We start from the raw sequence: 16232 nt of genomic DNA on the forward strand, positions 1-16232 counted from the left end.
GGATGAGTAGGATGCTGCGCTGCAAACCCCAGACGAACCTGAATGCTCCACGTCGCGATGACCAGTTGTCGATGTTGCGGCTCAAACCGCTGGCCCAGGCCATTGCCCTGCTGATGGTGGCCGGCAATGCCCACGCGGCCACGGCGTTCAGTTCGGCCTGGTTTGCCGCCAAGGGGGCGTCCCAGGCCGGTGGCGCGGGGCGGCCCACGACGGCGCAGCCAGGCATGCCGCCGCCCCTGGCGCAGCAGCAACGGGCCAATGCGCAGTTGCAGCGGTCGTTGACCAATCTCAACAACACCGTGGCCGCCATCGCGGCCCAGCAGGCGGCCCAGGCCGCGGGACGCCAAGCGGCGTTCGGGCAGGTGCAGACCGTGCCGGACGGCTTGGGCGAGGGAGGGCTCAAGGTCGACAACAGCCTGACCCAGGGTTGGCACAACGCCAAGGGACCGCAGCAGACCCAGGCCGGCGGCAAGACCACGGTGACCATCGAGCAGACCGCCGACAAGGCGATTCTCAACTGGGAAACCTTCAACGTCGGGCGCAATACCACGGTGGATTTCCAGCAGCAATCGGACTGGGCCGTGCTCAACCGGGTCAACGACCCCCAGGCCCGGCCAAGCCAGATCCAGGGCCAGATCAAAGGCAACGGTACGGTGATGCTGGTCAACCGCAACGGCATCATTTTCAGCGGCAGCAGCCAGGTCAACGTGCGCAACCTGGCGGCGGTGGCGGCCAATGTCAGCGATGAGCAATTCAGCAAGCGTGGCTTGTACGTCGATGCCACCGGCAGCCAACCGACCTTCACCGACGCCGCCGGCAAGGTCGAAGTGCAGCAGGGCGCACTGATCGAAACCCATCGTGCCGCCACCTCCACGGCCGGGGGCGGCTATGCCTTGCTGCTGGGTAGCGAAGTGGAGAACGCCGGCTCCATCATCACCGCCAAGGGCCAGACCACCCTGGCGGCGGGTGACAGTTTTTATATCCGGCGCGGCCAGGGCACCAGCGGCAACCTGCGTTCTACTACCCGTGGCAACGAGGTCGCGACATCTCTCAAGCCCGGCAGCAGCGCCGGCACGGTGATCAACAACGGCCTGATCCAGGCCAGCACCGGCGACATCACCCTCACCGGGCACCGGGTCGAGCAGAACGGCGTGGTTGTCGCCACCAGCTCAGTAGACACCCGTGGCACCGTGCATCTACTCAATGCCTTCAACGACAGCACCGGCAGCGTGACCCTGGGGCGGGGCAGCGCCACGGCGGTGCTGCTCGATACCACGGGCGGCAGCGCCCTGGACAGCCAGCGCAATGCCGGACCGGCCGGCCTGGATGGCACACCGAACAACCTGATCACCGGCCAGTTCAACAACCTCAGCAGCGTGGTCGACCGCAGCGACCAGTCCCGGGTCGAGATCGTCAGTGGCGGCAGCGTCGACTTCCAGAACGGCTCCATCACCCTGGCCACTGGCGGACAGGTCGCGGTCAGCGCCGCCGGTCGCAGCCTGGTGCGCGATGGCGCGGTGATCGATGTGTCCGGCGCCATCGGCGTCAAGGTGGCGATGGAGTCCAACTCCATCAAGGTCAACGTCCAGGGCAACGAGCAGCGCGACGCACCGGTGAACCGCGACGGCGGCAAACTGACCAACAACGATGTCTGGGTCGACGTGCGTGACTTGATCTACGTGCCGGCGGGCACCAACGGCTACGCCACTGACCGTTGGTACACGGCGGGTGGGTTGCTGGAGGTTGGCGGTTATCTGGGCACCCGCGGGCACAGTGTCGGCGAATGGGCAGCACAAGGCGGTACCCTGACCTTCACCGGCAACGACGTGGTGACCCAGCAGGCAGCGCAACTGAACCTGTCCGGTGGCACCTTGGATGTGCAGAGCGGCTACTTGCGCCAGTCCTGGCTCAAGGGCGCCGATGGGCGTTTGTATGAATTGTCCAAGGCGCCGGGGGACATGCTCTATACCGGCATCTACAAAGGCTACGAAGACCACAGCCAACGTTGGGGCCAGACCGATTACTACTACAACCCGCTGATCGCCCCGCGCGAGCGCTTCGAGGCCGGCTACACCGTTGGCCGCGATGCAGGCAAGCTGGTGGTGTCGACCCGCAACGCGGTACTGGAAGGCCAGGTTGTTGGCGAGGTCTACCAGGGTGAACGCCAGACCCAGGCGCCGAATCTCAACCTCGACGGCTACCAGCAATCACAAAACGCCGTGGCCCGACGGGCGCAGTTGTGGGTGGGCAGCTACACGCCGATCTATGACAAGACCAGCGGCGTGATCAACAGTGGCTTGAACCCCACCTTCGATCAGGTCACCGTCGGCAAGGTCACCGAGAAGATTGCCGCAGGCCTGGACCTGACCTCGGCGGTCGGCAGCGACCGGCAAGGCAAGTTGGTGCTGGATAACGAACTGCTCAATGGCTTCCAGCTCGGCGCGGTCAAGGTGGCAGCGGCGCAAGGCATCAAAGTCGATGGCACGCTCAAGGTGGCCGATGGCGGGGATATCACGCTTTATGCGCCGCAGGTGGAAGTGAACGCCGACCTGACCGCCCGTGGTGGGCGTATTGCCTTGGGGAACGTGCTTAAACAGGTCAGAGCCGATAACTTCCAGATGGGAGACGTCGTGCTTTCGCCTGTCACCGGTCAGCGTGCTGTGGTCACGTTGGGCGAGGGCGTGACGTTGAACACCGCTGGCCGGTGGAGCAACCTGCTACTCGACGGCAACGATCGCCAGGGCCTGCCGTTCCTCAATGGCGGCACTGTATCCGTGCGCAGCAGCGGCGACATCGATGTGCGCCAGGGCAGCCTGATCGACGTCAGCTCCGGTGCTGCGGTCATGGCCGATGGCAAGACCCGCGGTGGCAAGGGCGGTGACCTGACCCTGACCGCCAGTACCGGTACATTCTCCGGTAACGGCGCCTTGAACCTTGACGGTGAACTGCGCGGCACCGGCGTGAATGGCGGCGGGACCTTGACGCTGGCGGCCAGTAAAGTGCTGATCGGCAACAGCGGCTCGCCGCTTGAACCGGGTACCCTGCAACTGGGCGGTGATTTCTTCGACAAGGGTTTCTCCGCCTATGACATTACCGGTAACCAAGGCCTGACCGTGGCCGACGGAACCCAGGTCGATGTGACGATGCCGGTGTACCGTTTTGGCGAGCAGGCGTTGAGCACCGGCAGCGATGCAGAACCGGTCGAGGCTTTGCAGCGCTGGACGCCGGAGCTGTATCAGGAAGATGCGATCAAAGGCGTCCTGACCCAGCGTCGCGGCGCAAGCCTGAGCCTCACTGCCGGTTCCGCGAACGCCAGCGCCGCCGACATGGCAAGCACGGTGTTGAACCTGGGCAAGGGCAGCGTGATCAGCGTCGATCCGGGGCAGGGCATCGATGTGCGCAGCATCGGTCAGTTGACTGCTAACGGCACCCTTAATGCGTGGGGCGGGCGGGTCAGCCTCACCGGGTTGAGCGTTATTGGTGCGGACGGCGAAGGGGCCAATGCCCAGGGCCACGGTCGTTCCATTTGGCTCGGCGAACAGGCGCTGATCGACGTCTCCAGTCGCGCCGTGACCGCCCAGGATATGCGCGGCCAGACGTACGGCCTGGTGCGCGACGGCGGGCAGATTGTCATCGGCGGCCAGATCGATGCCGCGAAGGGTTCGGCTTCCGCATCCGAACTGTTTGTCGTGGTGCGCGAGGGTGCGCGTCTGCAAGCGGATGGCAGCCAGGCCGTGCTGGATATCGCCGGCCAGGGCCGCACGGCGGTGGCGAGCAATGGCGGCAGTATTTCCCTGGCATCGGCCAATGGTTTGTACCTGGATGGCGATTTCAGCGCTCGTTCGGGTGGGGCAGGGGCGGCGGGTGGCAAGTTGTCGGTGGCACTGGAAACACCTTACTACGTGAAAAATGCAGCCAGCGACCGAGTGATGAAAGTGCGTGAGCTGGTGCTGGGACAAACCGCGCCTGCGAGCTTGCTGGAAGGTAATGCCGAGACGGCGGCGGACTCGTTGGTCTACGGCTACGGGCGATTGGGTGTTGATCAGGTCCAGTCGGGTGGCTTCGACAGCCTGGCGCTGTTGAGCAACGGGCTGCTGAGCATCGAGGGTGACGTGTCGCTGTCCCTTGGCCAAAGCTTGAGCCTGTATGCCCGCAGTTTTGTAACGAGTGCAGACGCGCCAAATGCCCGGGCTCAACTCAATGCTTCCCATGTACTGCTGTCGGGCCCCGCGGCCAACCTTCTAAACAGGGACAACTATGTCCGGCCGGTGGTCGATGGCGGCGTATCGTTGCAAATGAACAAGGCCGTGTTTTCTGTCAACGCAGACCTGCTGGATGTGCAGGGTAACGTGACCTTCAGTAGCAAGGGGGCGGTGCGGCAGGCCGACGGCAGCACCGTCGAGTTGGAGCGCGCCGGTTTTGACCGGGTTCAGTTAAGCAGTCGGGGGGATGTGCGATTCCTGGCCGGGTTCTCGGGCGAAGGGTTGCCCGAAGGTTTCACCACTCAACTGGTGACGTCTGCGGACATGATCTTGCAGGCGGCCCAACTGTACCCAGCGACCGGTGTAGGCGCTCGTGTTTTGGCCGGGTATGGCTGGGGGCGCGATCCTGTTAGCAACATCCCCCTGTACGATCCGACGCGCAGCTTGGTGATCAGCCGTACCACCCAGGTCGTCCCCCAGATACCTTATTCGGTGTTCGGTCGCTTGCAATTGGGCAGCGCGAAGATCGAACAAGGTGGGGTCGTACGTGCGCCGTTGGGGTTGCTTGAAGTCGGTACCAACAACAGCTTGGCGGGTGTGTCCGCCCGGGTGGACTTGCTGCCGGGCAGCTTGACGTCGGTCAGTGGCCAGGGTCTGGTCCTGCCTTATGGCGGCACGGTCGATGGCCAGAGTTATCAGTACGCTGGCAAGAAGGTTGTGTTGCTGGGGCAAGGCGCGGTGCCTTCCACCACTGGCGACCTTAACATCGGCGTGATTCTGGGCGGTAAGTCGGTGGCGGCCCAGGAAGGTTCGGTCCTTGACCTTTCGGGAGGCGGTGAACTGCTCGGCGCCGGTTTCATCTCTGGCCGTGGCGGTTCCACCGATGCGCGTTTCAACCCGTTGGTCCAGATTGGCGCCAACGGCGGCTTCACCCTGCCGGGACTGTCCACCAATCCGGTCTACGCCATCGTGCCAGGCAACCAGAGTGCTTATGCGCCCGTCGCCCCGGAAGGCGGTGCGGTGGATCCGCGGGTGGGCCAGCAGATCACCATCAGTGCCGGTGTTCCCGGGTTGGCGGCGGGTACCTATACCTTGATGCCTTCCACTTATGCTTTGCTGCCGGGGGCATTCCGAGTCGAGGTCAATGGCTTGGCGGGGCAAGGCTCCACAACGGGCGCGCAGCAGATGCGCAACGGCTCCTGGACCACCGCCGGGGTGCTGTCGGTCGCCAATACCGGGCAGCGTAACAGTTTGTCCAGCCAGGTCATCCTGACGTCGGGAGAGGTGCTGCGTCGTTACTCGCAATACAACGAAACCAGCTACGCACAATTCGCCATGGCCGACGCAGCACGCCTGGGCGTGCCTCGGGCGATGTTGCCGATAGACGCCAAGACCCTGAAGTTGAGTCTGTCCGCCGGGGCCGGAGACCAGGCGTTCTCCTTCAAGGGTATCGGTAAGTTCGCGCCCCAGAAAGGGGGCTACGGCGGTATCGTCGCAGTGGTTGGGAGCACCGGCAGCGCACTGGAGGTGGTTGCTGATGGACGAGGGGCCACGGCCGGTTTCGAGGGTGTGACCCTCAATGCCGAAAGCCTCAATGCGCTGAACGCTTCGCGTCAGGTGATCGGTGGGCTATTTTCGATTAGTTACGGCCAGAGCGGAAACTATGTCATCCCCCAGTTTGATATGTCGCGCAATGTGATTTTGCGGGAAGGGGCGACGCTGGCGGCGCCGGAGGTTTTCCTGCTTGCCAGTGGCGGTGAGGTGTTGGTGGAACAAGGCGCCGCCATCAATACCATTGGTCGTGGAGCAGCTGCTTACGATGCCCGTGATGGCTTTATTTATAGCTTGCTTAAAGACTTCAACATGCTGGCAGCCTCCAATGGCTTGCTCAATGTGTTGGCACCTCCGTCGGGTAGCAGCGGCTCTGTCAACATAGGCGGCTGTAGCCTGACGTCGTGCAGTGGCGTCACGCGGATTCACTCCGAAGGCAGCATTGTCGCCGCCACCGGCGGCGGTCTGCAGTTGAACGACCAAGTGCGCTACGGTACCCGCCACCTGACCCTGGCCCTGAGCAACATCAACGTCGGCACTGCCCAGGCACTCAGCGACGCGGCGACGCGCCAGGTCTTGCCGGCAGGTCTGACCCTGAGCCAGACCGTGCTCGATCGCCTGTTGCGCGGGGATATCCAATACGGTGCCCCGGCACTGGAAACCCTGGAACTGTCGGCCCGTGAGGCGCTGAATTTCTACGGCACCGTCAGTCTCGACACCTATGACCCGACAACAGGCAAGTCGCGCCTGAATAACCTGATGCTCAGCGCTCCGGCCATTTATGGCGCTGGCAGTGCCAATGACGTGGCGACCATTCGCACCGCCAACCTGATCTGGAACGGCGCTGTCGGCGCGCCGGGGTCGGTGATTGCCGGTGGGGCCGGCACCGGCGCCGGTCGCCTGGACATCCAGGCCCAGCGGATCGAATTCGGCTATGGTGACTTTGTCCAGCCCAGCTCGGTCACCACCCTGAACCGCCTTGCCCTGGGATTCGCCAACGTCAACCTCAGCGCCAGCGAACGCCTGACGGCCAACCACAAAGGCAGCTTGGCGGTGTATCAAAGCCAGGGGGCCTATGACGCGAAAACAGGCTACGCCTACAACGGCGGCAACCTGAATATCCTCACCCCATTGCTGACTGGTGAAGCCGGCTCGGTCAACCGCATCACCGCGGGCGGCACGCTTAACGTGACGGGTGCGAGCGCTACGCCGAGCACCGTCTCCGGGCTTGGAGGCGAGTTGTCCCTCAAGGGGGCGAGCCTCAACCTGGCCAGTGCGGTGGTACTGCCCAGCGGCAAGCTGACCCTCAGCGCGACGGATGATCTGACCCTGGCCGATGAGGCGCTGATCGACGTGGCAGGCCGCACGGTCACCTTCAACGATGTGACACGCTACAGCGCCGGTGGCGAAGTGATCCTGCAAAGCCAGAACGGCAACATCCGCCAGGCGGATGGCTCAAGCATCGACCTTTCGGCCCGTAACAATCAGGCTGGCCGGCTCAGTGCCGTGGCCCTGGACGAGGCCGCCGGGATCGTTGATTTGCAGGGGCGGATTCTCGGCAGCAGCACAGGCGAATATGACGCCGGGGGCACCGCCATGCCGTACCTGGCCGGCGGCGTGGAAATCCAGGCCCAGCGCCTGGGCGGCAGCGGTAGCCTCAGTGAGCAGTTCGCGGCGTTGAACCAACGGCTGAACGACGGGCAGGTATTCGGTTCCCGTGGTTTTCAACTCAAGCAAGGCGACCTGGTGATCGGCAACGAACTCAAGGCCTCCACCCTCAGCGTGTCGCTGGACAATGGCAGCCTGCTGGTCAACGGCAAGGTCGACGCCAGCGGTGAGCGGGTCGGCAGTATTTATTTGGCCGCCCAAAATGCCCTGACTTTGGGCAGCGGCGCGGTGCTCGACGCCCATGGTCGACGCCTGCGGGTGGACAGCTACGGCAAGATCATCGAATCGCCGAACCGTGCCATTGTCGACTTGACCGCTCGGGAAGGCCTCCTGACCTTGGGTAACGGCGCCCGCATCGACCTGCGTCACGGTACCGAGGTCGCGCTAGGCGGTGCGCCCGGCATGAATGACGGTCGTGCTCGCGGCACGTTGCAGCTCAGTGCACCACGATTGGGTGGCGTGTCGGGTGGCGACGTGGCAGTCGATGCCAGTGGCGCCCTGGATATTCAAGGTGCCCGCTCGATCTCGCTGGTTGCCATGTGGCAATACAGCGACGCGCCGCTGATTGACGTGCCGGCGGCCAGCGGCAAGCCTTATCAGGTCATCAATCAAGCGTGGCTGGATGATGTGCATGACGACAACGCTGCTTTTATCACTAACGCCCTCGACAACGATGATCTGTTGCAGCGCAAACTCGTCGGGTTGAACAACAGCCGCTATCGCGACGTGTTGCATCTGCGCCCCGGTGTGGAGGTGGTGAGTGCGACGGCCGACGGTGACCTGGTGGTCCAGGGTGACCTGGACCTGTCGCGCTATCGTTATGAGAGCCTCAATCCGCATAGCGTCCTGAGCGGAGTCTACGGCTCTGGCGAATCCGGCAGCCTGACACTGCGGGCCGGGGGTGACCTGAACATCTACGGCAGCATCACCGACGGGTTCGCCCAGCCGCCCGGCACCAACGACGACAAGGGCTGGGTGCTGTTGCCGGGCATTGATTTCGCGGCGGGCGATATTGTCGTGCCCGGTACCGGTGTGACCCTGGCGGACGACACGGCGTTTCCGGCCGGCTCCGTGCTCAACTTCGACGTGCCGCTCAAGGGCGCCACCCTGGCGGCGGGAACACGTCTGCCTGTAGCCGCGACGCTGGATCAGCCCTTGGTGCTGCCGGCGGGCACTGTGCTGGCGGCGGCGGTACATGACGCCTCGGGTAACCTGTTGTTCGCGGCCGGCACGTTGTTGGCTTCGACTCAAACCCTTGAAGCGGGCACAGTATTGGGGGCGGGCAGTTTGCTGGGTAGCAGTGCAACCATTGGCAGCCTGATCTGGCCCAAAGGTGTTGCCTTGCCAGGCATTGCGGACGCGAGCAATGGCTTGACCAATGTCCTGCGGCTCAACGGTACCCTGGCGTTGAGTGTGGGGTCGAAAATCCCGTCGGGTACCGACATCAAGTTGCCGGCCGGAGTGGAGTCGGTGCAGTTGCGCCCGGAAGTGGCGGGGAGCAACTGGGCCATCGCGCCGATGCTGGCCGAAGGTTCGCAGTCTTGGTCACTGCGACTGGTGGCCGGTGCCGATACGCGGGCGGCGGACAGTCGGGTCGTGCAGCCTGTGTTGGCGGGTGGTGATCTTCATTTGGCCGATAGTCACTACGGCATGTTTGGCAAGGCCGGGGCTGGGGGGTTGGTGTGGACCGAAGAAGGGGCGGAAAACTTCGGAGACCCGAGCCTGGCAGGCAAATTCATTGATTTTGAGAACGTTGCTTACCCGGGAATGTGTGAAGACAGCCCGTCATTTTGCAAGGCCAGTAGCGGTTTTGTCTGGACGGAGGAGGGGGCGGAAAACTTCCTGGGGGATCCGAGTTACGCGGGTCAGCCGATTGATTTTGAGAACGTTGCCTATCCGGGAATGTGTGATGAAACGCCATCGTTCTGCAAAGCTGTAGGGCAAACAGAATATAAGCCTGGCAGCCAACGTTGGAGTGTCATCCGTACCGGCGCGGCAGACCTTGAGCTGCTGTCGGCAGGTGATCTGAAAATGGATTCGCTGTACGGCGTTTATACCGCCGGTAGTTCAGCCAGCGAGACTTATGCCAACGACCCGTACAATCAGCCCAAGGCGCTGGGGGCGGCGGGTAAGGTGCTCAATGATGCGCTGGGTGAAAACGAGCAGTTTGTGGATGGCGGTACCAACAGTCTTTATCGTGCCTGGTACCCGGACTTCGGCGGCAACCTGACTTTGAATGTCGGCGGTAGTCTGACCGGCAATACAATGGATGTGCTGACTGGCAGCGGTAACACACGACCTAATCCCGGTGACTTGGGGTATGACACAGCCAGTGTCGGAAATTGGCTGTGGCGCCAAGGCAATGGTTCAGTCTCCACCGGTACCCAGGCACAACCCGCTGCCTGGTGGATCAATTTCGGGAGCTATACCGCAGCACAGAATGGCAAGGCTGACTTGATGGTCGGATTTACGGGGTTTGGTACCTTGGGCGGCGGTAACCTGAATGTTCAGGTCGCGGGCGATGCCGGGGTGCTTGAAAAAATGGCAGGGAGTCTCCTCGACCCGCGCAGCAACAGCCGCAGCCAAGGATTGGTGTTTGCCGTGGGCAGCACTGGTCGCGTGGGCACAGATGGCAGCCTGCAATTGACCGGCGGTGGTGATCTCAATCTGCGTGTAAGTGGCGCCTTGAACCCCAATAGCGTGTTCGCGACCGGGCACCTCAATGGCGCTGTCATCAATTTGCGAGGACACGCCCAAATCGATAGTGGCGCCATTGGTCGTATCGACCTGCTCTACGGCAACAGGGCCCCTGTGCAATCTCCTGGAGAAACGCGGGCCTACGACTCCTTCAAGTCCACACGAGGATCTGCAACCGGTGGACTGACCCTCATGCCAGGTGATGCTACCTTCGATCTGCGTACGTTGGGCGACCTGGTCGTGATGGACGTTGCCGACCCGGGCCGGGCGCCGATGATGAGCGTCTCACCCTTCAAAAGTGGTGCGACGAACGGATCGGGTACGAGTTGGTTTACTTTGTGGACCGCCAATACGGCGATTGATTTGTGGTCATCCGGAGGCAATCTGACCCCTTTGGTGTCAGAAATCGAGACGGACCTGGCGGTGGTTTATCCGTCGATCCTGCGAGCTGTAGCAGCCAGCGGCAGTCTTTATTATGGCGAGGCCATGCGTCTGGACAGGGGGAACTATGACGGCAGCAATCGCCCTGCGTTGTTGCTCGCACCCGGCATCAATAGTGAACTGCAGTTCCTCGCCGGCGATTCCATCTATGGCGGCGACCTGACGGTCAGTCGCTCCGGCGCCTCGTCTACAGCCATGGCCACACCGCTGCGACCAGCCTTTATGGGACGCGTCAATGGCAGCGTGGTGGTCAGCAATCTCTCCGCCGATGCTAATCGTGTTCCTCCAGACGCAAGTACGTTGCCCTTGTTTGCCTTTGACAGCAGCAGCGCCTCCAGCGAATGGGCCCTCAACTCCGATCCAGCTCGTTTCTACGCGATCAAGGGCGACTTGCTGGCCGTCAATAGCGGGCGGGCGATGACGTTTACCACCACGAACGACAGCCGACTCGGACAGACTTATTACGAAGGCACAGGCTCTGTGCGAATGATGGCCGGACGAGACATCGTCAGCAGCGGTACACCGCTGAGTGGTGGTAAAGGAGGTCTTCCCGACGTAGGGGCCTACACCAGCACCGGCAACCTCTTCATCCACAACAACGCCACCGACATCTCCATCGTCTCCGCCGGGCGCGACATCCTCTACAGCAACTTCAACGTCGCCGGCCCCGGCCTACTGGAGATCACTGCCGGGCGCAATATCCTGATGGACGACAAAGTCAGCATCACCAGTATCGGCGCGGTGGTGCCAGGGGATTCGCGCTCGGGCGCGAGCCTGGTGCTGCAAGCCGGCGCGGGCCTCAACGGCGCGGATTACCAGCGCTTCGTCAAGGCGTACCTGGACCCGGCCAACCAGGCCTTGGCCGGTGTACCCCTGGCGAACCAGGACGGCAAGGTCGCCAAGACCTACGAGGCCGAGTTGGTGGACTGGCTAGAGAAACGCTTCGGCTTCAGCGGTGACACCGAGCAGGCCCGCAGCTTCTTCGCGGCGTTGCCGGCCGAGCAGCAGCGGGTGTTTGCCCGCGATGTGTACTTTGCCGAACTCAAGGCCGCTGGCCGTGAGTACAACGAAGCCGGCGGTGTGCGCCAGGGCAGCTACTTGCGCGGGCGGGAGGCCATCGACTTGTTGTTCCCGAGCAAGGATGTGGCGGGTAACGCGATTACCTATAAAGGCGATATCACGATGTTCGGCGGAGCGGGTGTGCATACCGATTTCGGTGGCAGTATCCAGATGCTCACCCCGGGTGGCGGGCAAACCTTCGGCATCGAGGGCAACGCGCCGCCGTCCACCGCCGGGGTCATCACCCAGGGCGAGGGCGATATCCAGTTGTATGCGCATGACAGCATCCTGCTGGGGCAGAGCCGGATCATGACCACCTTCGGCGGTTCGATCCTCGGCTGGTCGGCCCAGGGCGACATCAACGCCGGCCGTGGTTCGAAGACCACCGTGGTGTACACGCCGCCCAAGCGCTTGTACGACACCTGGGGCAACGTGACCCTGTCACCATCGGTGCCGAGTACCGGCGCGGGTATCGCCACCCTCAACCCGATTGCCGAAGTGGCACCGGGGGATATAGACCTGATCGCGCCGTTGGGCACCATCGACGCGGGCGAGGCGGGGATTCGGGTGTCGGGCAACGTCAACATTGCGGCGTTGACCGTGGTGAACGCGGCGAACATTCAGACCCAGGGCAAATCCACCGGCGTGCCGCTGGCGGCCTCGGTGAACACCGGGGCCATTACCTCGGCCAGTTCAGCGGCGTCTTCGGCGACGCAGGCGGCTGAAGACGTGGCCCGCCAGCAGCAGAACGCGGCGCGGCAGAACCAGGCGTCGGTGTTCACCGTGCAGGTGGTGAGTTTCGGCTCCGAGCAACTGGCCCCGTCCCGCGACGGCGCCAGCCGCGAGGCGCCTCGGGCCTACGACCCGGCCAGCCCGGTGCAGGTATTGGGCGCAGGACCTTTGGACGAGCAGAATCGCCAGCGGCTGACGGAGGAAGAGCGGGGGCGGTTGAGCTTGTAAGGGGATTGAGCTTGCAGCGAGGGTGGCTGTGCCGGCGTCATCGCGAGCAGGCTCGCTCCCACGGGGTACTTGAGGTGTTCATGAGTTTTGCATGCACCACAAGGTCCATTGTGGGAGCGAGCCTGCTCGCGAAGACGTTGGCACAGCCAACCTATATGCCAGCAGGTCCATTGCCTTCGCGAGCAAGCCCGCTCCCACAGGGTCATTGGGTGACCTCAGGTTTTGGGTCCGATACAGGCCCATTGTGGGAGCGAGCCTGCTCGCGATAGCGGTGGGAAGGTGAGTTACAGCCACCGTGGCGTGGTGAAGAACAAGGCCATTTCCGAGCGGGCCAGTGCCGCGCCGAAGTAGGGGCCCTGGACATGGTCGCAGGCTACGTTGCGCAGTTGGCTGAATTGTCGGGCGTTTTCGATGCCTTCGGCGGTGACCATGAGCCCTACGCTGCGGCTCAACCGGATCATCGCCAGGACGCCTTCCTTGTCGTCCTCCAGGCCCAGCTGCGACAGGATGTTGCGATCGAAACGGATGCCATCGAACGGCTGGTCCAGTACCTCGCGAAGGGAGGCGATGCTGGTGCCGAATTTGTCGATGTTGATCCGCACGCCGAGGTCCTTGAGCGCATGGAGGGTGCTGGCGACGGTCTTGTGGTCGGCCAGCAGGACCCCTTCGGCCACTTCCAGGGTCAGCCGGTGAGGCTCCAGGCCACTCGCTTCGAGGGCCTCTTGCACCTGGTTGAGCAGGAAGCTGCTGTTGAACCAGCGGGGTGAAACCGCGATGGAGACATTGACGGCGCTCGGCCAGGTGGCGGCCTCTTCACAGACGTTGATCAACATCCAGGTGCCCAGTTCTTCGAGCTGGCCCGAGGTTTCGGCCACCGGTATGAAGTCGGCCCCACCCAGTTCACCTTTCTCGGGATGGTGCCAGAACGTCTGGGCTTCGAAGCCATGCAACTGCTCGGCGCTCACATCGAAGCGAGGCAGGTAACGCAGTTCCAGCTGGTCCCGTTGCATCGCATCGCGCAGTTGCTGTTCGTACCGCCGGCGGTCGCGGGCCAGGTTGCCCATCGCTTCAACATACACGCGCCAGGTATTGCGGCCGGCTGCCTTGGCCGCATACAAGGCGATATCGGCGCGGCGCAACAGTTCATCGGCACGTTCGTCACCGGGCTGTGACCAGGCGACACCGATGCTCACTCCCAGGTACAGCGTATTGCCGTCCAGGTGCATGGGCCGTTGCATGCAATCGATCAGTCGTTCACAGAGTTGATCGAGAGCGTCGGCATCGCCCGGATCGGGCATGATAATGACAAATTCATCACCGCCCAGGCGCGCTACCAGATCAGTGCCGCGCACGTTTTGCTGGAGGATATGCGCCACTTCCTTGAGCACTTTATCGCCCACGGCATGACCCAGGGAGTCGTTGACCGGCTTGAATCGGTCCATGTCCAGGTTCAGCAGCGCCAGGGGCGGGTGATCCGGGTGGCCCAGGTGTTCGCGCAGGCAATCGAACAGACGGTTTCGGTTCGCCAGCCCGGTCAGTGGATCATGCAGGGAAAGATGCTTGATCTGGGCCAGCGCCCGCAACTCATCGGTGATGTCGGTGGCGGTGCCGCGAAAGCCCAGGGTGCCGGCTTCGATGGCCCGTACCGAGAGTTTGCAGGTGCGGACGCGCTGGTTGCGCGCGGTGTACTCGCACAGCAGCGGCGCCGAAGAGAGGCTGTTGGCACCGCCGAGCAGCCATTGGGCAATCGAGATCGAGCCGCCATGGGGGTGGAGCAGCCGGTGCAGCGGTTTGCCCAGCCATTCCGTGGGGCTGAACCCGGTCACTTGTTCAAAACGTTCCGACAGGTAAGTCAGCGTTCCGGTCGAATCGACTTCCCACAACCAGTCAGAGGACACTTCGGCAATGTCGCGGAAACGCTCTTCACTGCGTTCCAATGCCTTGCGGTGGGCCAGCAGGCTGGCGTACTGGCGCTCCTGGGCGCGGAGCATGGCCAGGGCATGGCGTAGAACGGCCAGCGCCAGAATCCCCAGCACCAGTAACGCCAGGGCCAGCAAGGGCAAGAGGATCTTGCGCAAGTCCTGGCCCGGGGTTTGCGGTCGCCAGGCCAGGGCTTCCAGGGTCAGGTTGTCGAGCAGCAGTTGGGCGGTATCGGCCGGGCCCGGGGTCCTGGCGATATGGGCATCGGGCAGGGCGAAGTCCCGCGCCAGGTTTTGCAGGGAGGCGGGATCAAGCACTTTGACGAAGAGCATCAGGCTGGGCGGGCCGGGAATTTGCGCCACGCTGTTGTCCGTGCCGGTGGTGATGGCGGACACGGCGACGAACGCCGGGGCGTCCTGGTGGTGCAGCATCTCGACGACCACTTCGTCGTGATTTTCCGCAGTGCTGGCTTTGTTCCACAGGGCGCGCAGGTCGCCGGTCAGCCAGGTGTCGGCATCGACATCGCTCATCTGGCCATCGATCACCGAATAGACGGTCTTGCCAGTCGGAGAAATGACAAACACCGCCTGGTAACCGTAGAGCGAATACACGCTGCTACCGACGTTTTCCTGGTCATAGGCCCATTCCTTGTCGACCTCGACATGCAGGTGCCGGTAGGCGTCGCTCCACTTGGAATAGTCGCTCAGGTCCCGACCGATGCCGGTGCGGATCCCGTCGATGGCCCGCTGGGCGAAAAACAGGCTCTGTTCACGGGCGCGCCGGTCCTGGGCGCCGGTGATGTTGAGCAGTACGGCAATCGCCAAGGCGGACATGACAAACAGCAGAAGCATGATGGCCGGAAAAGTGCGACGGGTGAAGCTTCGGGTTGGCGAGCCCGGGGAAAGGACAGTCGAGTCATTGCCAGTATTTTCAATCATAAAGATAAGTCATCAGCCAAAAAGCGATTTCACCCGCACCTGTCTTATATCGGCGGGTAGGCTGAATTACTTAGTCGTGTTAACGAAGGGGCCGACAGGCTGTGTTGTCTTCGTCATGTGCGGGCCTTGAAGCGTGAGGCCCACTCAAGGGCGAGATCCCGTTGACGCAGGTAATTGACCCCGGCGGCGGCCAGTAGGGCGATGAATGCGGCAAGCGCGGCCAAGGCCATGTCCTTTTGCGAGTCCCACGGGTCTTGTTGGGCGCCGACAAAGGCCTTGGCGGTGTCGCCGCCGATATAGGCACCGCCCAACCACTCGATGATCTCGTAAATGGCCGACGACGCGAGGATCAGGCTCCAGGCCAGGAAATAGCCCCTGAACCCCGTTGCTGGCGCAACCCGCAGCAAAACCTCGCGCAGCGGATAGGCCAGCAGCAGGCCGTAGCTGAAATGCACCAGCCGATCGAATTGGTTGCGCTGGAAGCCCATGAGTTGGTCCAGCGACTGGCCCCCGGTCAGGGCCTGCCACCATTGGTTGTAAGGCACCTTGGCATAGGTGTAGTGGGCGCCGACTTCATGGATGCAGAGGAACACGAACAGCAGTGTGGCGGACAGCCGGGAAAAGCTGAATCGCCGATGAACGCTCACCAGGATGATCAATAACGCAATGACCAGCAGGTTCTCCGCCAGCCAGTCGCTGCGTTTCAGCGGCGCGATGGCCAGCCATCCCCACAGCACGCAGAACACCAGCAGCAGGGACCGTTCATAGCGACGATGCAGCTCAACGGTTGGCATCG

At 62.9% G+C, this 16232-nt stretch carries 3 protein-coding genes; 1 reads left to right on the top strand and 2 read right to left on the bottom strand.

Annotated elements, in window-relative coordinates; genetic code table 11:
• Positions 1-11: 11 nt before the first annotated feature.
• Complete coding sequence (locus tag PBDP_RS13060) at positions 12-12578, top strand: filamentous hemagglutinin family protein (RefSeq protein ID WP_212802348.1); 12567 nt, start codon at positions 12-14, stop codon at positions 12576-12578.
• Positions 12579-12862: 284 nt separating this feature from the next.
• On the opposite strand, the gene PBDP_RS13065 is transcribed toward PBDP_RS13060, so the two are convergent.
• Positions 12863-15436, bottom strand: a complete 2574-nt coding sequence (locus PBDP_RS13065; protein WP_109756202.1) for a bifunctional diguanylate cyclase/phosphodiesterase — start codon at positions 15434-15436, stop codon at positions 12863-12865.
• A 113-nt stretch (positions 15437-15549) separates the two neighbouring features.
• Positions 15550-16230, bottom strand: a complete 681-nt coding sequence (locus PBDP_RS13070; protein WP_212802349.1) for a DUF2238 domain-containing protein — start codon at positions 16228-16230, stop codon at positions 15550-15552.
• Between the last annotated feature and the right edge of the window lie 2 nt (positions 16231-16232).

The sequence above is a fragment of the Pseudomonas sp. St290 genome, assembly GCF_018325805.1.
GTDB classification, from domain to species: Bacteria; Pseudomonadota; Gammaproteobacteria; order Pseudomonadales; family Pseudomonadaceae; genus Aquipseudomonas; species Aquipseudomonas bijieensis.